Source organism: Halobacteriovorax sp. HLS (assembly GCF_004006665.1).
Classification (GTDB): Bacteria; Bdellovibrionota; Bacteriovoracia; order Bacteriovoracales; family Bacteriovoracaceae; genus Halobacteriovorax.
Window position 1 is genome coordinate 295,718 of the sequence record NZ_QOCL01000002.1, and the last position, 20,714, is coordinate 316,431.

Consider the following 20,714-nt stretch of genomic DNA (forward strand, 5'->3'; position numbering starts at 1 on the left):
ACATAAGTCGCTGTGCGAAATTCCCTTTATTAATAGGGGTTTACCGCCTTATTTGCGAAATTCGTTAGTTGTGACTGGGTGAGTTATATCCCTAATAGGAATTCTTGTCTATAATTTCTAGTAAAAGGTGTAATAATGTAAGCATAAAGCTTCTTTGTTTGATTCTAATATGTTGATTTTACTAGGACTTCTTGTTTTTCTATATTCTGTGATAAGTGCTTTAGGCTTCATAATGTTGCCAGCATTTGGTGAGATTTATGCTTCATCTCTATTAAGTCTCGTCATTATATTCGCTTTTATTTTTGGTGATAAGATTTTACTAGGGTTTATGCAGGCAAAGTTAAACACCAGGCAAGATGATCTTAATTATGAGCTTTCAAATGTGGCTCTAAAATTTTCAATTCCAAGAATTAGCCTATATGTTTCAAAAAGAGTTTCAGGATGGCATGTTTTAGATAATTCTTTTGCTAGTCCCTCGATTATAATTAATCCAAATACAGTAGAGTCTTTAAACAAAGAAGAGCTTAACTCTCTTTTCAGTCTTGCTTGTTTCAAAATTAAATCAGGAGAAATACGTCGTAAGAGTATTTACTTAACTCTTTTTTCAGTTGCTTTATTGCCTCTAGCTGTTTGTGACTTTTTAGATAGAATGAGATTATCTGTTATATCAATTCTTATTAAGTCCATCTTGATGCCAATTATCTTATTAAAAAGCTCAGTTATAGATAATAAACAAGTCGAGGCTTCACTTATGGAAGACTTCTACAAGCTTTATCCGTTGAAGCATGCGGTGAGTGGTGCAACTTTTAAGTTAAAACAGAATAGGGCCTATGCAGGAAATCTATTATTAGATCTATGTATTGAAACAATTTCCCTTACTGAACAAGAGAGTAAAGAAAAGTTATCATACTATATAAGAACAACTTGATAACTTTTGGATAAGCATTGATTAAAGAAAAATCAAAGAAGTTTCTCAACTTTGATAACTCAAAAATATACCCTTTTATATTTACAGTAATATTTATTATTGTGCTTTTCCAATATTCATTTTCATCATTAGAGTCGATATTTTATGACTTGAGAATAAAGTTCGACTGGGGAATATCACATCAAGATGAAATTGTTCTAATTACAATGGATGAAGAAAGTGACCAGTTTTTAGGAGAAAGTTATCCCTATACTTATGCTTCTCATGAAGGTCTTGTAAAAAAACTAATAAAGGATAGTCCAAGATCAATTGGTTATTTGGTTGGAATGCTAGAGCCGGATTCTGATAGAGAAGACTTAGCATTGTATAAATTTAAAAAAGAGATAAAGTCCTTTCAATCAGGTGGGGGGGTCTTTAGATTCGGTACCAATATGGATGATTGGGATGAGCATCTACCACCTACTGACTTAAAAGACCTTGGGTATTCCCTTGCGCTTTTAAATGTAGATAATGCAACATTTGCGAAAGACGATATAAGCCGTAGGGCCTTGATTAATATTTCTGGGGAAGAGTCATTTCATTTATGGATGGCTAATAAATATAGGGCCACACGAGGTCTTGAGGCCCTAGATGCAACTTCTATTCAAGGTTCTTACTACCTTCAAGAAGCAGATGCTACATTCGCGCTATTTAGATACTACACAAGTCCTGTGTCCAAAAAAGCTAAAATAAAGAGAATACCTTTTCATAGGGTGCTTGTTGGAAACTTTCCAAAGGGTTTCTTTGAAGACAAGATTGTTTTAGTTGGACCAAGTTATATTTCTAATACTAATGACACTGTCTTAACACCGTTTAATAGAGAAGAATATACTTCCTCAAAACTTGCTATTCATGCTGTTATCATTGAAGCATTTATGCAAAACAAAACAGTTCTGCAAATTCCAAAAGATGTCTCTTATGTGATTGCGATTCTTGTCGCTTTATTCTTGTCTATTATTATAACTAAGATGAGACCAACCACCGGCTTGGCCATGACATTATCCATTATGTTTGGAATTATATTTCTAGCATATTTTCTGTTCTCTCTTCTTGGTCTTTGGTTATACATAACTCATATTGTACTAACAGTCTTTGTTGTTTACTATATCTGGGTTCCATTTAGGGCCATTGGAGAATATCAAAGACGCTATGCTATTCAAGAAGAAACAAAATTATTAAAGAAAGTAGAAAACTTAAAACAGAACTTCATCTCATTAATGAGTCACGACTTAAAAACACCTGTTGCAAAAATTGCAGGAATGGCCGATGTTATGAAGCAAAAGAATTCAAGTAATATTGAATTAACAAAAGGACTTGACTCTATAATCGTTGCGACAAAAGAATTAAATAAATTTATATCTTCTATCTTAGATTTAACAAAAGTCGAGTCTAGAAATATTTCACTCAATATGGTTTCCAAAGATATAAACACAATATTAGAAAGTACTGTAGAAGGATTACGTTATGAGGCATCTACAAAGAATGTTAATGTTGTTCAGGATCTTGCACCTTTGTATCCAATTGAGTTTGACATAAATTTAATGAAGCGAGTTTTTTCAAACCTCGTTGAAAATGCTATTAAATACTCTGGAGAGGGATCTGAGGTATTAATTAAAACTACTGATGATGAACAATGGGTCTATATCTCAATTAGTGATAATGGCGTTGGAATTCCTGCTGAGGAAGTAGAATATATATTTGAGAAATTTTATCGGGTAAAGAATGACGCAAGTCACTCAATTAAAGGAACCGGTCTTGGTTTATATCTGGTAAAATACTTTGTAGAGTTACATGGTGGAACTATTTCTGCTGAATCAGAACTTGGAAATGGAACTACATTTAATATAAAATTAAAGAATCAATAATTGAAAAAGGATTTTGAATGCATAGAGTACTAGTTGTAGATGACGATAAGGTTTTACAAGACTCAGTCAAACAAGCACTAGAGTTTCACCACTTTAGAGTAGACACGGCAGATAATGGAAAAGAAGCTCTGAGCGCTGTTTATAAAGAAAAGTACGATCTAGTTGTAATGGATGTAAATATGCCTGAGATGAGTGGAATTGAAGCCCTCGTCGAAATAAAGAAATATGACCCTTCTATTATTGTATTAATTCTCACAGCATATTCTAATGTTGGAGATGCTGTTAAAGCCGTAAAAGAAGGTGCATATAATTATCTAGAAAAGCCAATATCATCTGAGAATCTAGTTGCTCTTATTAAGAGAGCATTAAAAGCAAGGAGCTTAGTTGAGACATCAGTTTTTTCTGCTCCAACCTTATCTTTAGGGCAAGGTGATGATCAGTTTGTTGGTGAGTCCGATGTCATGCAAAAGGTTTTTGGAGTTATAAGTAAACTAGCTCAGGTAAATACTCCAGTTCTTATTCGTGGTGAGTCTGGTACAGGTAAGGAACTTGTTGCAAGGGCCATTCACTATAATGGACCTAGAAAAGATGATAAATTTGTAACCATAAATTTAGCTGCAATTCCGGATAACTTAATTGAGTCTGAACTTTTCGGTCACGAAAAAGGGGCTTTCACTGGAGCAAGTGAGAGAAAGATAGGTAAGTTTCAATACGCTGACGGTGGGACTATATTTTTAGATGAAATTGGAGATGTATCTCCTACAATGCAAGTTAAGCTTCTTAGAGTTTTACAAGAAAAGTCTTTTACACCGATTGGATCTAATAGAGATATTAAAGTTGATGTAAGAGTTATTGCGGCTTCTCATAAGCCATTTGAAGAAATGATTAAAGAAGGGGACTTTAGAGAAGATTTATTTTACAGACTAAATGTCCTACCTGTTTATCTTCCACCTTTAAGAGAGAGAAAGTCTGATATACCATTTTTAATAGATTATTATGTGACTTACTTTAATGGTATTCATAATTTAGATATGAAAGGTTGCGTACCTGACGCTTTAAAAGCTTTAACGAATTATAGTTGGCCAGGAAATATTAGAGAGCTTAGAAATGTTATTGAGCACGCTTTTATCATTGAGTCTTCTGAACAAATAAATATTTCATCTCTTCCTGATTCTGTTAAGAAGTCTGCAAATATAGCTGCGGAAGCAGAAGAGTCGGAAGATTCAAGTGTTCAAATCGACTTTGCTGGTATTCAAAACTCTGTAGTTGATAGAGCTATTGGAGATAATGAAATTAGTAAGTACTCTTTTGCATTTGCAACTGTAACTGAAGAAAATGAAATAAAAATGGATTTCCAAGTTGCGAAGGATCTTTTTGAAAAAGAATTCATTATTCACGCTTTAAAGCTTAATAAGGGTAAAATTAACCAGACAGCGCTCAAAGCAAATATTCCTAAGAAAACGCTACTTAGAAAAATAGAAAAGTATGAAATTAATCCAAAATCGTATTATTAGGAAATAAGAATGGATAGAATTTGGAAAATGTCTCTAATGATTGTTGGAGTGATTTTACTTGATCAATTCACAAAGGGTGCTATTCAACAAAACTTTAGGCTTGGAGAATCGCTTGCAGTTATTCCTGGATTTTTTAATTTAGTTTATGTTCAAAACTCTGGTGCTGCATTTGGAATGGGAGCTGGAGCAGGGGACTTTATTCGAATAACTTTCTTTTTGATCTTACCTACGATTGCATGCTTATGGCTTTTGTGGCTTATATGGACGACGAGGCACACTAGTGCTTGGCTGTGTACTACTTATAGTTTGATATTTGCAGGAGCGGTTGGAAATCTGATAGATAGATACTCGCTTAAATATGTTGTTGATATGTTCGATTTTTATATTGGAACTAAGCACTTTGCTGCTTTTAATATTGCAGATAGTGCAATTAGTATTGCAGCGGTGATGTTAATTATAGATTTTATATATTTTGAAAAAATGAGAAAGTCTAAAGAGTTACAGGTAGAAAAAAAGGAAGCTTAAAGCTTCCTTTGTTTTTGAAAATTATTCTGCAACTTCCTCTTGTACAACATCTTCAACTCCGTGGAGTTTATTAAGTTCTACTAAGTTGTCTTCAGTAACATAGAGGGCCGACTTCAAAGTCTCGCTACCCCAAGCTATGAAAGCATCGTCAGAGTTATACATTGTAATAGTTTCCCAAGGACAATCTTGAGAACAGTTCTGACAACCAATACACCTTGCTAAGTCTATTTCTACAGTTTGTCTAAATTCAGGGTTTTCGCTCACTGGTCCAGGAACTAGCTCGATCGAGTCAACAGGACAACCTGCAATACAAACCTCACAGCCAGTACAGCCACTTTGGTGCACTACAGCAAGTAGTTTAGGTGGTTTTTTACCCTTTCTAAGCGGCTTTTGTCTCGCTTCGTGAAATGGATTCTCTAATATTACGGTTCTTTCATCGTTCATTATAAACGCCTTTTCATCATATATTCAGTTTCAAGCCTTAATAATAGCCTAAAAACTAATCAGTATAAAGAGATTTTGCAACCTCTGGTTTATACGATATATTCCCTCTGGTGTAAATTGACTATGTGTTAAATATAATTTATGGAGATGACGTTTATGGAACGTTTAAGATTCGTGACAGCGGCCAGCTTATTTGATGGCCACGATGTATCAATTAATATTATGAGAAGATTGCTTCAAGCGAACGGGGTTGAGGTTATACATCTAGGACATAACCGTTCTGCAAAAGATGTTGTTGATGCTTGCTTACAAGAAGATGCAAATGCTGTGGCCCTTAGCTCGTACCAGGGCGGTCATAATGAATATTTTGCTTATATAAGACAATTGTTAGATGAAGCGGGTGCTAAGGATGTAAGAATCTTTGGTGGCGGCGGAGGAGTTATTACTCCAAGTGAAATAAAAGCATTACACGAGAAAGGTATAACAAGAATTTATTCTCCAGAAGATGGAATGAAGCTAGGTCTTGAAGGAATAATAAAAGATATGATCGCAAGATCAACTTATTCAACTATTAAAGACCATGACTTTTCAGGATTGAATAACTCAAGTTTTAACAAGCTCGAAATAGCAAGAGCAATTACTTATATAGAAGACAGTGGAAAAATTCCTGTAGAAGCTAAGAGCAAGAACACATCTGTTTTAGGTATCACAGGAACTGGTGGAGCAGGTAAGTCTTCTTTAATAGACGAAACACTACTGAGATTCTATAGACATTACCCGGATAAAAATATTGCCCTCATTTCTGTTGATCCAACAAAGAAAAAAACTCAGGGAGCTTTACTAGGGGATAGAATTCGTCTTGGTAGCTCGAGCTATGATAATTTCTATATTCGCTCACTAGCGACAAGAAACTCTAATACTGAGCTATCTCCACAGATTGAAAATGTAATTAATTTTTTAAAAACTCAAGACTTCGATTTGATAATTGTTGAGACCTCTGGAATTGGACAGGCCTCAGATGCAATTACAAAAATTGCAGATAAGTGTATTTATGTAATGACTCCTGAGTATGGAGCGGCAACTCAATTGGAAAAAATTGAAATGCTTGAACAAGCTGACTTCATAGTTTTAAATAAGTTTGAAAAACCAAGATCAGAAGACGCACTAAGGGATATTAGAAAGCAGTATAGACGTAATCACCAATTATTCGCAGGTCATCCGGGGGCTCCTACTGATGATGAGCTACCTGTTTTTGGAACAATGGCTTCGCAGTTTAATGACTCTGGAGTAAATGCTCTCTTTCACGAAATTGCAAAAACTTTTGAATTTGACATGAGTGAGGTGGACTCTATTATTAGAGAAAGAGCTCCAATAAATAAAACGAAAATAATCGCACCAGAGAGAAGTTTATATTTAAGAGAAATTTCATCTACTTTAAAAAATTATAACCAAAGTGCCAGGGAAAATTTTCTATTACTACAGGATTATGAAGCAATTTTAAAGGCAAGTGAGATTCTCCCTGAAAATAAAGATTTAAAAGAAAAATTGGAAGAAGTTAAACTTAAAATTCCAGCTGAGGTTTTTAAAGAGTTAGAGCTATTTCAATCAACGGTTGATCAATATAAAGCAGGTAGTTTTTCATATACTGTAAGAGGTCGCGAGATTAAAGTTCCTACAAAATTTGAGTCCCTTTCAGGATCAAAGATTTCTAAAGTAGCTTTTCCTAGACTAGAGTCTATATCTGAAAAATATAATTTTATTAAAAAGGCAAATCTACCTGGTTTCTTTCCTTACGCTGCAGGAATCTTTCCTTTTAAAAGAGCAGACGAGGACCCTAAGAGAATGTTCGCTGGCGAAGGTGGTCCTCTTAGAACGAATAAGAGATTTCATTATCTTTCTGAAAATGACCCTGCGAAGAGACTTTCGACAGCTTTTGACTCAGTTACTCTCTATGGAGAAGACCCTGATGAGAGACCTGATATTTTTGGTAAGATAGGTGAAGCCGGGGTTTCAATAGCAACGCTAGATGATATGAGAGATCTTTTTAAAGGATTTTCTCTTATTGACCCTATGACTTCTGTTTCAATGACTATTAATGGTCCTGCTCCAATTATTCTTGCGATGTATATGAATACGGCCATGAAGCAAGCTTTAAGTGAAGATGAATTTTGGAATGACGAAAAGAGAATGGAGATTATGCGGCAGGTTCGCGGAACTGTTCAAGCCGATATCTTGAAAGAAGATCAAGCTCAAAATACTTGTATTTTCTCATTAGAATTTGCTCTTAAACTTATGGGTGATGTGCAGGAGTTTTTCTGTAAAGCTGCAATTAAGAACTATTACACAGTTTCAATAAGTGGATATCACATTGCTGAAGCTGGAGCTAATCCAATCACACAGTTAGCATTCACTCTCTCTAATGGATTTACTTTTGTTGAATATTATTTATCTAGAGGTATGAGTATAGATGACTTTAGTGGAAACTTATCTTTCTTTTTCTCTAATGGGTTAGACCCTGAGTACACAGTTATTGGTCGTGTTGCGAGAAAGATTTGGGCAGTTTGTATGAGAGATAAGTATGGTGCTAATACTAAGTCACAAATGTTTAAATATCATATTCAAACATCAGGTCGATCACTACATGCACAAGAAATTGACTTCAATGATATTCGTACAACGTTACAAGCTTTCTTGGCCTTAAGTGATAATTGTAATTCTCTTCATACAAATGCATATGATGAGGCGATCACGACTCCTACTGAAGAATCTGTAAGAAGAGCGATGGCAATTCAAATGATTATTAATAGAGAGTTTGGATTGAATAAAACTGATAACCCTATGCAAGGTTCATATATTTATGAAGAGCTTTGTGAAATTGTCGAAGAAGCTGTTCTTGCAGAGTTTGAACGAATCTCTGATAAGGGAGGAGTTTTAGGTGCAATGGAAAGTATGTACCAAAGAGGTAAGATTCAGGAGGAGTCTTTGTATTATGAGACTTTGAAGGATAATGGACAACTTCCTATTATAGGAGTGAATACATTTATTGCAGATGATATTGATGCTCAGCTTAATCAGGAAATTGAAATTTCAAGATGTTCTGATGAAGAAAAGAATGAACAAATAAATAGATTAAATAATTTTAAGCAAAGAAATAAAAATGAATCTAAGAAAGCTTTAGAAAGTTTAAAAGTCGTTGCTTTATCTAATGGAAATATTTTTGAAGAACTTTTATCTACAGTTAATTATTGTTCGTTAGGAGAAATTACAAATGTTCTATATGACGTAGGTGGAAAATATAGAAGGAATATGTAATGACTAAGAAATCTAATGTTTATACAAAGAGTGGGGATAAGGGAACGACTGGACTCGTTGGGGGAAGTCGTGTCTCTAAAGCTGATGAGAGAATTCATATCTATGGAGAAGTTGACGAACTAAACTCACACTTAGGTTTGGCAATTTCTATGATAGAGCAAAGTTCATTAGAGGAAGTTCGCAAGGAAGTTAGCTTCTTAAAGGGAATCCAATATTACCTTTTTGTTATAGGTTCTAACTTTGCTTGCGAAAAAGAAAATAGAGATAAATTTTCTATTCCTAAAGTAAGCGAACTTGAAATATCAACTCTTGAAAACAACCTTGATCGTTTAGATTCTCAGCTTGAAGGTCTCAAGTACTTTGTTCTTCCTGGCGGACATGTCATTTCTAGTCAGTTCCATATTTGTAGAACAGTTTGTAGAAGAGTTGAGCGAGCGGCAACACATTATGAAACACATAATGTTGGAGAGCTTCCAGAAGAGATATTAAAATATATTAATAGACTCTCGGACTACTTTTTTGTTTTATCACGCTTTGTAAATATGACGAGTAAGAATAAAGAGATCTATTGGATTCCCGGTAATCCTATTTCTTAAAAATACCTTTAATTTTAGACCCAAGAGACTTCTTGCTTTTTTTGGGTCTATCTATTTTTATCATCTTTGTACTGCCTGTTGATTCTTCAAGGTCAATTTGACGTTCAGACTCAAGGCCTACCTGTGTATTAGAAACTGTGGATCTATTTTTAACTTTATTTGCGATTCTCTGCTTTAGAGCTTCCTCTCTATTTAGTTGTTTAGGTCGCTCTAATTCTTCTTTGTGAGAGGCATCTTGTCTCTGTTGTTCTTGCTCTTTTCTGGCTTTCACAACTTCCGAAGGTTTAATCCCTTTCTTTTTTTCCGGAGTTAAATTTACAAATTTTATTTGAGATGTAGGTTCATCCCTTGTAAGAACTTTCTTTTCTTTCGGAGACAATTCACTTGGGTCAATATAGATTTCACATTCTCCAATTTTGATAACATCATCGATCATTAGATGAGAGTCCATGATCTTACAGTCATTTAAAAATGTACCATTAGTCGAATCTAAATCTTTTACTAAGACTCTCGATTGTTGATTTACAATAAAGGCACAGTGTTGTCCTGAACACATACCATCTGCGATCTGAACAGCACACTTGCTGCTTCTTCCAAGAAGTAATGGTCGAGAAGTAAGCTTCGCTTTTCTTATTGTTTCGCCTTCTCGTATAATCAATACTATGGGCATATAATCTCCAACTTTTATTGTAATTCAGCTTTTGAAATTGAACAAATATTGAATTAATGAGCATTTAATTCTTTAGTGTTGTATGATAAAAACTGAGGATATAACTAAAATATACTATAAAGTGGTGATTTTATGAGTGAAATAAGTCAAATAGTTGAGTTAACTGATAAGGCAATTGATCATATTGCTGAAATTTTCGCTAAAGAAAACAAGGGTTTAGACTATGGTCTTCGACTTGGTGTCGTGGGCGGTGGATGTTCGGGTTTGAATTACAGTATTGATTTCGGACAAGTTAAAGATAATGACAATATCATCGAATTTTCATCTTTTAAGGTATTTATTGACCCTAAATCATCTATTTATCTAAAAGGTGTAACGCTAGATTATAAAGACGGACTAAATGGAAAGGGCCTCGTTTTTGTAAACCCAAATGCCAAAAATACGTGCGGTTGTGGTGAATCCTTCTCCGTTTAGTGAGTAATTAATGAAAATATTTGATCTTTTTGTAGAAGGACGTGTTGGTCTCTTTAGTGAACATAATGTTTATAAAGTTACTGGTGCAGATAGAATAAAGTTTTTTCAAGGTCAAACTACTAATGATCTTATATCTCTTGAAAATGGATCTTTTCATCTAAATTCTAGAGTTGATAGAACTGGAAAGGTTCAATTCTTCTTTCTTACTTTAAAAAGTGAAGACTCTCTATATTTAATTTTTGATAACTCTATAGCTTCTGAGTCCATTGATGAGTTTAATAAATTTATTATAATGGATGAAGTTGAAATTGTTGAACACTCGCAGAAAGTATATTTTTCCATTGGGCATTCGAGCTTGAGCTCTTCTCATTTTGAAGGTTTTCTCTTTGGGTTACCTGCATTTATTTATCTTAATGACTTAGAAACAAAGGTTCCAACAATTTCTGCTTCTGAAATTTCTAGCGTTGCAAGCTTTACAGGATGGCCAAGATTAGGAGTAGATGTTTTACAAGGTCAGCTCATTAATGAAACACGCTTAGATGAGTTAAGTGTAAATTATAATAAAGGCTGCTTTTTGGGACAAGAGACTGTCGCAAAAGTACATAATGGAAGAGGTGCCAGTTACGGTCCCATGCGCGTAATCTCAAAATCAACAACGAGTCTATCTCTTGGTCCATTTGAAATTGATGGTCGAAAAGGTGGCGCAATAATCGCTGTTGAAGATGGGTTTTACTTTGGAAAAGTATTTCGAGAGTTTAGATTAGAGAATAAAGTATTCACATTAACTCAAAATGATAGAAGTATTGAGTGCGAGTTTGAAGCTTATAAAAACCAATTCACGAAAGATGAGTTTGCAAAAGATCTATATCACTATGCCGTTGAGTTATTTCAAAGTAATAAAGAGGAAGAGGCGATTTTATATCTGATGTCTGTCATCAAAGTTGCCCCCTCTTTTGCTGACGCATACGAAGCTTTAGGTGTTATCTATGGAAGGCAGTTAAAGTTTGAAGAGGGGATTGAATTGATGAATCAATTGCTATTGGTTGATGAAGATTCTGTTTTGGCCCATACAAATAAATCTCTTTATTTAATGAACCTTGGCAAGATTGAAGAAGCTGAGGAAGAAAAAGGGCTCGCTACAGTGAAGTCATTTGCGATGTATGGCAAAGAAGCTAAGAAGAAAAAGCAAGATGACGAAGTCCTCAAAGAAAAGAATGAGCAAATGCTTCAAAGAGAAAGTATGTTTAAGCAGGTGTTAGAAATAGACTCTGTAGATACAATTGCTAATTATGGCATGGCAGATATTTTTTTCTTTAGAAAGGAATATGAGAAATCCAAAAAGCATCTTGAAGTTGTCTTGTCTGAAGATGATAAGTACTCAATGGCCTATTTATTGTTAGGTAAAAATTTAGAGCTTTTAAATAATACTACAGAAGCACGAGAAGTTTATAAGAAAGGTATTCAGGTAGCTAGTGCAAAAGGTGAGCTAATGCCTGCAAACGAAATGCAGGCACGGCTAATGAAGCTATCTTAATTATTTATTTTGGTCCGTAATGCTGGCGCTTTTCTTTGAGAGTCGCGATCAACTCACTAACAATTAGTGAATTCTCTTTATCCAGGTTATTAATAGTATCTTGAACATCACTTTTATAAGACTTTATAATTTTAATAACACCATTAATAAGATCATTACCAAAGTCTGTAACTTTGTCGTTTTCGTATGCATGTTTTAAATCTGTAAAACAGTATTCGAGCATTAGGTACTCTTCGACAAAACGGCGAGATATCTTATTTTTTTGTTCGTTACTGAAATTATATAATTGTGTTTCTTGTTTGTTTAGATTCGCGAAAAGTTCAAGCGCCCAGTAGAACGTAAATGTTGCGTGGTAAATCCCTCTAATAGGTCTTAGAGCTTTTCTCCAAGGCGAGTAGTAGATCTTGTCATCATCTTCATTGATAACTTCTTCGAAGTTTAAGAATGTATTTAAATAGTGATGTCCATTCTCATGAAGAAGATCATCAAGTAAGTCAATAAAGTCTCTTTCAAAGATATTAATACATGAGTAACCTGGAAGTTGTTGTTGAGAATAGCTTACAATGCCAGGCTCATCTATTGGAATTATTGTATGAGTAAAGTTGGCAAATGTATTATAGAGGTTTGGGGCAACGTCATTGATGACATCTAGTGCTAGGTTGATATTAGCTTTGATCTCATTAATAGTATTAAACCCTTTTTCACAATTCGGTAATACATGTAGTTCTTTATCAGTGCGCTTGATTGGAGGTAGTCCTTCAGTAATAATATATCTAATATCATCTTCTAAAAAAATAAGATTCTCATGTTTGTTAACACCAACGACAGGTAGAGTTGGAAAAGTACTACAGGCAGGCTCTAGCCTAACTAATGAGTTGCTTTTTCCGAGATAGAGGCATTGTTCATTATCGCCTTTTTCAGGAGTGGCTTTGTAGATATAACTTTCTTCTCCCAATAGAGGGTTCTTAGATATATTTAAATAGAAAAAAGAGATAATTTGATTTTCAATTAGAGGTTGTAAAATTTTAGAGCTTTCCACTAATGACTTACCATCTGAGTTTAGCTCTAAGAAGCTTTCTGCAAAGTCACTGTCATTCCAGAAGTTAAATATCTCGTCTTCAATTTCATTAAACTCAACCTGATCCCCTGAATTGGTCTCTGATAGTTCATCATGTAACTGAATAAGATAAATTGAATTTTCCATTAAGTTTGACCAATAAAAATTTAGATCAGTATATTCATTTAAGGCCTTGTCGTTAATGATCTCCTTTAGGCGATCTAAAAAACCTTCACTAAAAGATTCACTCGTATAGCCAGAGTTTAAATCTTCTCGAATATCTTGCAAAAGTTCCGCGTAGCTTTGCTTAACATTATCTTTAATCGTCGATTGAAATGAGTTTGAAAATATATTTTCTGGTGTAATCATGAAGTCTCCAATAGAGATTTAGTATCCTATCGTTCGTTATTATGTAAATAGAATTGAAATTTTACAGAGTTAAAATTGGACGTAAATACGTAACGTACAGAATGATTAATATGAATTTACATGGATTGATTAAGAAAAAAATGGCTGGGATGGAGGGATTTGAACCCACGACCAATAGATTAACAGTCTACTGCGCTACCACTGCGCCACATCCCAGTATTTTTTAGTATTATACTTATAATTGTATCCAGCTTTTTTGTCTAGAGATTTTTTTTGAATTTCTAGTAAATAAAGTAAGTTGGAATGATGGGTATCTGTTAACTTCCTGTATTTACATAGAAGTGGAGGATATCACTCAAGTTTGTTCAATTATTGCCGATAAGAATACTAGGTCTATTTGTAAGGATATATAATGCAAGCAAAGAGTTTTCTATTAAGTACCATTCTACGTGTGCTAACTCCTGAGGAAATCAGTGACTTAACAACGACTTCAACTGGTGACAGAAGAGTATCTCTTACTGATATTATTAATCAAAGACTAGATGGTGTAGGTCACGACTTTGGAGATCCTGAGAAGATGGCCAAAATTCTTCCGTTTAAAAAGACTGAAGAAGATGAGGAAGTTTTAGAAGAAGTCATCCCAACATTTTGTGGTCTAAGATCGCAAGAGTTTATAGAGCGATTTTTCATTCGTAAAAAGCTTACTGATACCGCTGTTGATAGTGAAGGAAATCAAATTGAAACATCCTCTTTTATTTTCAATGAGAAGGATCGTTTTGCTTACTCACAATCTAAGCTAAAACAAAGAGAAGTTTTGGGTCTATATAGGCAAAATGCCGCGGTCGATGTAGATCAGGTAAGGGCCTTAAAAGATGATTTATCTCAATCGGCCCATACCGGAGTTCTAGTAAATAAGAAGCAGTATTAAGAACTCAATCCTACAATTGAATTAAGATCAACTTTTTCTTCTTTTAAAATTTCTAAGCTTGCTTGCTGATAAACACATGCATCTATCGTAGTTACTGCCGCAGGGTGGTAGTTTCCAGAATTTTTAACACCACCAAACGGTAGTCTTGAGCTAGCACCAACTGTAGATCTATTAAGGTTTACATAACCATGGTCTAGGTCTCTTAAGCATTGTTCATAAATTGAATGAGTGTTTGTAAATACAGATGCAGCAAGACCATACTCAGTGCTGTTGGCTATTTCAATTGCTTCATCAATTTCATCATAAGGAATAAATGTACAATTTGGTCCGAAGATTTCGCTAGTTAAAAAGTGACTATTAGGATCCCATTTTTGTGCGATATGAATCGAAGGGCTCACGTAGTAGCCTTTATATTTCTTTTCAAGTTGCTTTCCACGCATTACTTCTGTTAATCCCTCACGTTTGGCCATACCTACAAATAGAATATAGGAGTCGAGTGCTTTTTGATCAATTAGAGGGCCCATGAAAGGAGTTTCTTCATGCTCAATTGGATGGTCGACAATAATCTTCTTTGCTAGAGCATGAAATTTGGAAACAAATTCATCCATTATACTTCTGTGAATTGGAACGATTGCGGTACTGGTGCATCTTTGACCAGTAGTTAAAAAAGAACCTTTGATAAGTTCAGCTAGGACATAGTCCATATCAATATCATGATGAACAATTGCAGGATTTTTACCTCCTAGCTCAAGGGAAACTAGTTTCCCTAAGTCTTCATGAGTTTGTTTTAATATATTTTTACCTATGTCTTTTGAACCAGTGAAGAAGACACCCTTAATACTTTTACTCTTGAGTAGCCTTCTTGCAATTTCTCCATCGCCTTGTACCAAGTTAATTACACCACTTGGGAAACCTGAAGAGGCAAGGCATTCGAACATGAGTTGAGCAGAGTAGCACGTTTTTTCAGAAGGTTTGAAAATGACTGAGTTCCCTGCAATTAAAGCACTTGTTATTTGTCCATTGGCTAAGTGGCATGGGAAATTGAAAGGACCTATTATAAAGCATGGCCCAATTGGTTTATAGTGAATATACCCATTTGTTGCGGGCATGATTTCTTCATAGATTTTTGATTTCACTCTAGGTAGAGAATCACTAATAGTTACATCAATCTTTGCAATTAAAGCACCAGCTTCTGTTAAAGCTTCCCAGTAAGGTTTTCCCATTTCGAGAGAGATGGCCTTAGCGATTTCTTCTTTCTTGTTCTTTAATTCTTCTTGGTATCTTTTTAAGCATTCTATCCTTTCTTCGATACTTGTTTTTTTCCAAGTATCAAATCCCTTTACGGCCGATTCAAGAATTGAGTCCACATGGCCATAGTGTAGTGGGCATTTCCATAGAATTTGATCTGTGTTTGCAGGAGAAGTTCTAGTTATCCACTTTTCAACTGAGTCGGCACCAGTTGTTGGAGGTTGAATAAATTCATTATTAAAAAAATTACCTTTCAATTCATAAGTCATATTTTCTCCTAAAGTGGAATTGCATTGATAATGCATTTTTCTGTTAAGTTATAGTCTTGCAATTCTTCCTGTGATGTTAGAAATTTTCCTTTTTCTATTTTTCCAACAACTCTAATTGCACAAAATTCTTTTTGCTCATCTGCACTAACGAGAAAGTTTGAACAGTCTTTCTTGTCTAGTTCTTTGTTAAAATGAATTGGGCCAGAGAACAGATTTTTTACAGGTTCAATTTCTGTTAGCTTCGCTCTATAGTGAGGGCCACCATCGAAAGGATCAACCTCTTTAGTGTACTTAAATCCGATAGACTCAAGCATTCTTTTAACCGGAAGGGTATCTTTTCCAACTTTTCCAATAGCATTTCTAGCTTCAAGTGGAAGTAGTGTTTCATAAATAGTATCAGAAGGGTAAAGGCTTAGAATAAACTCTTTGTTGCTGCGACTTAGAAGGTCGGCATCTTGGTAGTCCATGTTAAGAAAGCGTCGACCAATAGCTTCCCAAAGAGGGGAGTGCCCGTCTTTATCAAATGGAGGCATAAGTTCTGAGTGTATAGTCGATTTGAACTTTTTTTGGTTTAAGGCCATATATAGAAAGCGAACAAATGAAATCTGCTTTCCAAGCTTTTGGTTATTATTTCTATAGTTTGGATCTAGGATAAGTCCTCCTATTTCTGTAGGACCGTCGGTATCATAGCCAAGCTTGAGTGTGCCGTGGATGAATCCAGTATTAATAGATTCACTGAATTTATTTTCTTGGGAAACTGTTAGATAGAAATGAGGTTCTTCTTCTGTTCCATGTTGAGCATGAATCATTGAACAACCTATTACTTTCCCTTTAGATAAATCTTCTAAGACGAATATAAAAGTATCTTCAGATAAATCCTTTGATGATTTTTTAAAAGCTTGGATAGAGCTTTTAATTTTTTTTGTTATAATTGCCTTATCTGAAGGAAGACTAATGAATACATAGAACTGGCTAAGCCTAAATAAGTCTTCTGCATCTGCTAATTTTACTGGTCTTAAATTAAACATTTCTTTTCCTACAACACTTCATTCGCTGTTTTATCAATAATCCTAAAAATTTCTTCAATGTGTTCATCAGATAAGCAAGTAGGTAGAAGAAATCTAACTCTCGTTGGTTCTTTGCCCGCCATGAACGAGAGAATTCCGTTATCATATAGTTTTTTAATAAACTTGATCGTAGTTTCTTTTGTAGAGTCACCAACTTCAAAAGAAATCATTGTTCCTACTCCACCACTATATCCAATCTTTCCTTTCAGAGGTCCTTTTGCCATAACTCTTAGTCTATTTAAGAATTGATCCTCGAGATATTTCATTCTTCCATCTTGTCCGTAGAAGTTGCCTTCTTTAAGATAGTGAACTATTTTTTGTCCAGCGTTTAATGATGCAATTGATCCGTTAAAGGTTCCAGCAACAAGACCAGGTTTAGGATTTAGCTCATCAGTAAAGAATGTTCCACATGCTTGAAGTGCTTTTCCTATAGTTACAATATCAACATATTCTTCAAGACCAAACATTTGGAAAGCATAGAGTTCAGTTGTTCTGGCAAATGATTGAACTTCATCCACCCATATATAGAGATTATTTTCTTTGGCCCACTTAAATACACCTTCGTAATATTCTTTCGTTCCATATACGAAACCAGCTTCACCTTGAATAAGTTCGAGCATGATTGCACAGTATTGATCTTTATTTTTCTTAACAAGCTCTTTAAGTGCATTCAAAGTATTTTCTAAAGAGTTTTCCGGATCGTTTTGATCAAAGTGTGGTACATGATCAACTTGAATTGTCTGCGGCTGCCCTTGTCTATAATCAGGATTATAAGTGATGTCTTGAGTTGCAATACTTCTTCCTGCAAAAGCTTTTTCAAATGCGATTAGCCTATGAGCAGGATCTTTTTTCTGCCATAACATTTTAAGAGCAGTGTCATTAGCAAAACTCCCTGAGCCAGAAAACCAGAAATGTTTTAGTCTACTGCCTTTAACAGAGTCCACTAGTTCTTTTGTAAGATTATAAGCTTCTTTGTGTGTTAATAAATTTCCGCACATCATCACGTCATTTGTTGCTGCTTCGAGATGCGCTTTAATATATAAAGGGTGTGAATGACCTACTAGATTAGGACCAATTGCTCCAATAAGATCGTACTTTACTGAACCATCGACTAACTCTGTAAATGGACCATGTCCTTTTCCAGAGGATACGTAGTTGAAGAAAAAGCCCCTACCTTTTAGCTGCTCGTATTCTGTTAAAACAGCTTCGTTCATATTTTTCTTATCTTCGTCAGGACCTTTAACGGCCATATACTTTTGTTGCTCTAACAAAATACTTGAAAATAGTTTATTAGAAAGGTCGTGAATTTCTTCATTTGATACGCCAGTTGTCATAATTATTCCTCTAAAATATTAAGTGTATAGATTTCCCTAACTTGCATTATTAAAAAGCTTTGCTGATAATACCTATATGGCGAATACTAGCATAAATGAATTATCAAAGTCATTAGAGACACTATATTTAGATGGTAAGTTAGAAGAGGCAGTTGATTTTCTTTTAAAGAATAAACCCGTCCTTTCACCTATCGATTTTCACTATAATTTAGGTGTTGTTTACACGAAGTTGGGACAGTTTGGTCCAGGGCGTTACCAGTTTGAGCTTGCTATGAAAGAGGGTTACCTGGGTAGCGATATCTTAAATAATCTAAATGTTATTAAGTCTCAAATCCAAGTGGCAGATATATCGAGTTCAGATCACTTCTATGACCAGTTATTAAATACGTTTTCGTCAATTCCAATGGCCTATTCTTTTAGTATTGCATTGGTACTGATTTTAACGCTACTAATTCTTTTTAGGGTTAAGCTATTAAAGTCTAAGAAGTTTTTAGCCGTTTCAATATTCTTCTCGTTAACCCCCATTGCTCTACATTCGTACTTTATTACAGGGAAGTCTTTTGCAATTAGTATTAATGAAATGAAGATATATGAAGGACCTTCTGCTATATATGATGTAAAACAAACAATGCCAGGTGGTGCAAAGTTTATTACTGGAAAATCTGATAAAGGCTGGTTCTACATAGATTATCCTGTTGAAATTTCTGGCTGGGTTAAAAAAGAAGATATTGGTTTGTTATAAGAGGTTAGAATGTCCGAAGATAGTTATGAAAAAAAAATAAGTAATGACTCTCTTGAGGGAAAGTCTTTACCACAGAAGTTAGATATACCAATTCTTAAATATTTCTGGCAGGCAAACCCTCTTTTTTCCTCAAATAAAAACTCTATCCCTAGATTTTTAAGGAAAGTTAAAGTCTTAGAGAACTTCACAGACAATGAATTAAGAACACTTGCTTCTGCAATGCACTTAAGAACTTTCTCTGATGGAGAAAGAATATTTAAGCAAAATGATGTGGGAGTCGGTTTCTATTTTATCTATACAGGGCGTGTAGATATTATTGTAGAAGAAGACCAAATTATAAAAGACTCTGAAAAGTCTCCAAAATTAAACCATGTAGTTTCATTAGATAAAATGGATTACTTTGGAGAGCTTGCACTATTGCAACAAAATAGTATTAGAAATGCTTCAGCTATTGCTAGAGAGTCATGTCAGTTATTGGGAATCTTTAAGCCTGACTTAGAGAACTTAATTGATTCAAAGCCATCTGTAGCAACGAAGATCCTACAAGCTGTTTCGGTTATTACCGCCAATAGACTTTTTTCTGTTACTAATGAAGTTAGAAGACTGAAGTATAAAGTTAGGGATCTGGAATCCAAAAATGCCAAGTAACTCCTACAAAAAAACAGAAAAGGTAAGAATCGTTATTTTTATATCTATCTTGGTATTGATATTTCTTTCCCTTTCATTTTTTCCTAGAGTTGCTGTGCCGATCACAGTGGCCTATGTTATTAGCCTGATCTTTAAGCCATGGATTCCTTTGGCCATGCGACTGGGGTTAGGTAGGTCAACTTCTGTCTATCTTGTATTCATAGGTATACTCTTTCTATTTACTTACCCTTTAGTGAGAGTAACTCCTATAATTACTAAAGAGGCCCAAAATCTTCAATATTATCTTCCTAAGGTAGAGGTTTTTTTAAAAAAAGAATATAGCTACGCTACTGATAAGATAGAAGCTAAAACAGGTTATAAAGTTGGTAATGAATTTCTTATTGATACTTTGAAGTATAGTAAGGATACGACAACTGATATCTTGTTGAAGGTTCCTCAGATACTTGGTTCAGTATTAGAGTGGGTTTTTCTTGTTCCATTATTTGTATTTTTCATGCTCAAAGATGGTGGTAAGTTTAAAAGTAAATTCTTAAAAATCGTTCCAAACTCTATTTTTGAACGAGTATACTACCTCTCTCACCAGTTTAATAAACAGCTTGGTGACTACATATTTGCTAAATTTATTGAAGCAAGTATTGTTTGTACAATTATTACAGCAGGACTTCTCGTATTAGATGTTAGATTTGCTTTGATCTTAGGATTAGTTGCAGGCTTCACAAATATTATTCCTTATCTTGGTCCAATACTTGGAACTGTTCCTGCAATTATTTTTGCAATGGCAGAGTATGGTATGGGCTCAACTTTTGGCGCGATTACGATTCTCTATATTGCAGCTAATGCAATTGATATAGCACTAGTCTTTCCAATTTTGGTTTCTAAAATTGTTAACTTACACCCTCTAATTGTTGTAATTAGTGTAATTCTAGGTTCATCTTTTTTCGGTGTCTTAGGTATGGTTGTATCGATTCCTGTTGCAGCAGCAGTCAAACTTATCTTTAGCGAAGTTTATAATGAGTTCTACGCTGCTAAGGCCCAATAGTTTATAAATAAATGATGCACCTGCTTTGGATCTAAATCTAAGGTCCTACCATCACTATTATTAAGTTTCCCACGACTTCCTTTTGACGATATCGCGCAGCGAATGATATGCT

General features: G+C 34.6%; 18 protein-coding genes and 1 tRNA gene. 12 read left to right on the forward strand and 7 right to left on the reverse strand.

Annotated features, from left to right (window positions below; all coding sequences use genetic code 11):
• Nucleotides 1-169 precede the first annotated feature (169 nt).
• The 4 genes from DPQ89_RS04425 to lspA are packed head-to-tail and all read left to right on the forward strand — an operon-like array spanning nucleotide 170 to nucleotide 4,871.
• Complete coding sequence (locus DPQ89_RS04425) at nucleotides 170-928, forward strand: hypothetical protein (protein WP_127715613.1); 759 nt, start codon at nucleotides 170-172, stop codon at nucleotides 926-928.
• A gap of 17 nt (nucleotides 929-945) precedes the next feature.
• A complete protein-coding gene (locus DPQ89_RS04430; RefSeq protein ID WP_127715615.1) occupies nucleotides 946-2,832 on the forward strand; it encodes an ATP-binding protein in 1,887 nt (628 codons plus the stop codon).
• Nucleotides 2,833-2,849: 17 nt separating this feature from the next.
• Nucleotides 2,850-4,346: a sigma-54 dependent transcriptional regulator gene (locus DPQ89_RS04435; protein ID WP_127715617.1), complete on the forward strand. Its 1,497-nt coding sequence runs from the start codon at nucleotides 2,850-2,852 to the stop codon at nucleotides 4,344-4,346.
• Between the two features lie 9 nt (nucleotides 4,347-4,355).
• Nucleotides 4,356-4,871, forward strand: a complete 516-nt coding sequence (gene lspA, locus DPQ89_RS04440; RefSeq protein ID WP_127715619.1) for a signal peptidase II — start codon at nucleotides 4,356-4,358, stop codon at nucleotides 4,869-4,871.
• 21 nt (nucleotides 4,872-4,892) lie between these two features.
• Here lspA and DPQ89_RS04445 read toward each other — a convergent pair whose 3' ends face one another.
• Nucleotides 4,893-5,315 (reverse strand): 4Fe-4S dicluster domain-containing protein, encoded by a 423-nt coding sequence (locus DPQ89_RS04445; RefSeq protein ID WP_127715621.1) that lies wholly within the window; start codon nucleotides 5,313-5,315, stop codon nucleotides 4,893-4,895.
• Nucleotides 5,316-5,471: 156 nt separating this feature from the next.
• Between DPQ89_RS04445 and icmF the strand changes: the two genes are divergently transcribed.
• Both icmF and DPQ89_RS04455 read left to right on the forward strand, forming a co-directional pair.
• A complete protein-coding gene (icmF, locus tag DPQ89_RS04450) occupies nucleotides 5,472-8,627 on the forward strand; it encodes a fused isobutyryl-CoA mutase/GTPase IcmF (RefSeq protein ID WP_241558780.1) in 3,156 nt (1,051 codons plus the stop codon).
• A complete protein-coding gene (locus DPQ89_RS04455) occupies nucleotides 8,627-9,223 on the forward strand; it encodes a cob(I)yrinic acid a,c-diamide adenosyltransferase (RefSeq protein ID WP_127715625.1) in 597 nt (198 codons plus the stop codon). The genes icmF and DPQ89_RS04455 overlap by 1 nt, the downstream gene beginning before the upstream one ends.
• On the opposite strand, the gene DPQ89_RS04460 is transcribed toward DPQ89_RS04455, so the two are convergent.
• A complete protein-coding gene (locus DPQ89_RS04460) occupies nucleotides 9,213-9,893 on the reverse strand; it encodes an FHA domain-containing protein (protein WP_127715627.1) in 681 nt (226 codons plus the stop codon). The genes DPQ89_RS04455 and DPQ89_RS04460 overlap by 11 nt on opposite strands.
• A gap of 132 nt (nucleotides 9,894-10,025) precedes the next feature.
• Here DPQ89_RS04460 and DPQ89_RS04465 point away from each other — a divergent pair, with 132 nt between their 5' ends.
• The gene (locus DPQ89_RS04465) at nucleotides 10,026-10,367 is read left to right on the forward strand and encodes an iron-sulfur cluster assembly accessory protein (protein WP_206611133.1); all 342 of its coding nucleotides are present in this window, start codon (nucleotides 10,026-10,028) and stop codon (nucleotides 10,365-10,367) included.
• Nucleotides 10,368-10,377: 10 nt separating this feature from the next.
• On the forward strand, nucleotides 10,378-11,901 hold the full coding sequence (locus DPQ89_RS04470; RefSeq protein WP_127715629.1) for a hypothetical protein: 1,524 nt from the start codon (nucleotides 10,378-10,380) through the stop codon (nucleotides 11,899-11,901).
• A gap of 4 nt (nucleotides 11,902-11,905) precedes the next feature.
• Here the strand turns inward: DPQ89_RS04470 and DPQ89_RS04475 are convergent, their stop codons facing one another.
• Both DPQ89_RS04475 and DPQ89_RS04480 read right to left on the reverse strand, forming a co-directional pair.
• Nucleotides 11,906-13,327 (reverse strand): HEXXH motif-containing putative peptide modification protein, encoded by a 1,422-nt coding sequence (locus DPQ89_RS04475; protein WP_127715631.1) that lies wholly within the window; start codon nucleotides 13,325-13,327, stop codon nucleotides 11,906-11,908.
• Between the two features lie 141 nt (nucleotides 13,328-13,468).
• Nucleotides 13,469-13,543: transfer RNA gene (locus DPQ89_RS04480), tRNA-Asn, on the reverse strand.
• Between the two features lie 196 nt (nucleotides 13,544-13,739).
• Between DPQ89_RS04480 and DPQ89_RS04485 the strand changes: the two genes are divergently transcribed.
• The gene (locus tag DPQ89_RS04485; protein ID WP_127715633.1) at nucleotides 13,740-14,255 is read left to right on the forward strand and encodes a hypothetical protein; all 516 of its coding nucleotides are present in this window, start codon (nucleotides 13,740-13,742) and stop codon (nucleotides 14,253-14,255) included.
• Here the strand turns inward: DPQ89_RS04485 and DPQ89_RS04490 are convergent.
• From DPQ89_RS04490 to DPQ89_RS04500, 3 genes are read right to left on the reverse strand one after another with little or no spacing between them, the layout of a single operon-like run.
• Nucleotides 14,252-15,772 (reverse strand): aldehyde dehydrogenase family protein, encoded by a 1,521-nt coding sequence (locus DPQ89_RS04490; RefSeq protein WP_164848252.1) that lies wholly within the window; start codon nucleotides 15,770-15,772, stop codon nucleotides 14,252-14,254. The genes DPQ89_RS04485 and DPQ89_RS04490 overlap by 4 nt on opposite strands.
• 8 nt (nucleotides 15,773-15,780) lie before the next feature.
• Nucleotides 15,781-16,800, reverse strand: a complete 1,020-nt coding sequence (locus DPQ89_RS04495; RefSeq protein ID WP_127715637.1) for an arginine N-succinyltransferase — start codon at nucleotides 16,798-16,800, stop codon at nucleotides 15,781-15,783.
• An 8-nt stretch (nucleotides 16,801-16,808) separates the two neighbouring features.
• Nucleotides 16,809-18,173, reverse strand: a complete 1,365-nt coding sequence (locus DPQ89_RS04500; RefSeq protein WP_127715639.1) for an aminotransferase class III-fold pyridoxal phosphate-dependent enzyme — start codon at nucleotides 18,171-18,173, stop codon at nucleotides 16,809-16,811.
• A 76-nt stretch (nucleotides 18,174-18,249) separates the two neighbouring features.
• Between DPQ89_RS04500 and DPQ89_RS04505 the strand changes: the two genes are divergently transcribed.
• From DPQ89_RS04505 to DPQ89_RS04515, 3 genes are read left to right on the forward strand one after another with little or no spacing between them, the layout of a single operon-like run.
• Nucleotides 18,250-18,915, forward strand: coding sequence for an SH3 domain-containing protein (locus DPQ89_RS04505; protein WP_127715641.1), 666 nt, complete (start codon nucleotides 18,250-18,252; stop codon nucleotides 18,913-18,915).
• Between the two features lie 9 nt (nucleotides 18,916-18,924).
• Entirely contained in the window at nucleotides 18,925-19,563 is a 639-nt protein-coding gene (locus tag DPQ89_RS04510) for a cyclic nucleotide-binding domain-containing protein (RefSeq protein ID WP_127715643.1), read from the forward strand.
• Nucleotides 19,553-20,602, forward strand: a complete 1,050-nt coding sequence (locus DPQ89_RS04515) for an AI-2E family transporter (RefSeq protein ID WP_127715645.1) — start codon at nucleotides 19,553-19,555, stop codon at nucleotides 20,600-20,602. The genes DPQ89_RS04510 and DPQ89_RS04515 overlap by 11 nt, the downstream gene beginning before the upstream one ends.
• The last annotated feature ends 112 nt before the right edge of the window (nucleotides 20,603-20,714 follow it).

Coding starts and splice junctions, on each gene's coding strand:
- DPQ89_RS04425 (WP_127715613.1), top strand. CDS start 170: ATGTTGATTTTACTAGGACTTCTTGTTTTTCTATATTCTGTGATAAGT.
- DPQ89_RS04435 (WP_127715617.1), top strand. CDS start 2,850: ATGCATAGAGTACTAGTTGTAGATGACGATAAGGTTTTACAAGACTCA.
- lspA (WP_127715619.1), top strand. CDS start 4,356: ATGGATAGAATTTGGAAAATGTCTCTAATGATTGTTGGAGTGATTTTA.
- DPQ89_RS04445 (WP_127715621.1), bottom strand. CDS start 5,315: ATGAACGATGAAAGAACCGTAATATTAGAGAATCCATTTCACGAAGCG.
- icmF (WP_241558780.1), top strand. CDS start 5,472: ATGGAACGTTTAAGATTCGTGACAGCGGCCAGCTTATTTGATGGCCAC.
- DPQ89_RS04455 (WP_127715625.1), top strand. CDS start 8,627: ATGACTAAGAAATCTAATGTTTATACAAAGAGTGGGGATAAGGGAACG.
- DPQ89_RS04460 (WP_127715627.1), bottom strand. CDS start 9,893: ATGCCCATAGTATTGATTATACGAGAAGGCGAAACAATAAGAAAAGCG.
- DPQ89_RS04465 (WP_206611133.1), top strand. CDS start 10,026: ATGAGTGAAATAAGTCAAATAGTTGAGTTAACTGATAAGGCAATTGAT.
- DPQ89_RS04470 (WP_127715629.1), top strand. CDS start 10,378: ATGAAAATATTTGATCTTTTTGTAGAAGGACGTGTTGGTCTCTTTAGT.
- DPQ89_RS04475 (WP_127715631.1), bottom strand. CDS start 13,327: ATGATTACACCAGAAAATATATTTTCAAACTCATTTCAATCGACGATT.
- DPQ89_RS04485 (WP_127715633.1), top strand. CDS start 13,740: ATGCAAGCAAAGAGTTTTCTATTAAGTACCATTCTACGTGTGCTAACT.
- DPQ89_RS04490 (WP_164848252.1), bottom strand. CDS start 15,772: ATGACTTATGAATTGAAAGGTAATTTTTTTAATAATGAATTTATTCAA.
- DPQ89_RS04495 (WP_127715637.1), bottom strand. CDS start 16,800: ATGTTTAATTTAAGACCAGTAAAATTAGCAGATGCAGAAGACTTATTT.
- DPQ89_RS04500 (WP_127715639.1), bottom strand. CDS start 18,173: ATGACAACTGGCGTATCAAATGAAGAAATTCACGACCTTTCTAATAAA.
- DPQ89_RS04505 (WP_127715641.1), top strand. CDS start 18,250: ATGGCGAATACTAGCATAAATGAATTATCAAAGTCATTAGAGACACTA.
- DPQ89_RS04510 (WP_127715643.1), top strand. CDS start 18,925: ATGTCCGAAGATAGTTATGAAAAAAAAATAAGTAATGACTCTCTTGAG.
- DPQ89_RS04515 (WP_127715645.1), top strand. CDS start 19,553: ATGCCAAGTAACTCCTACAAAAAAACAGAAAAGGTAAGAATCGTTATT.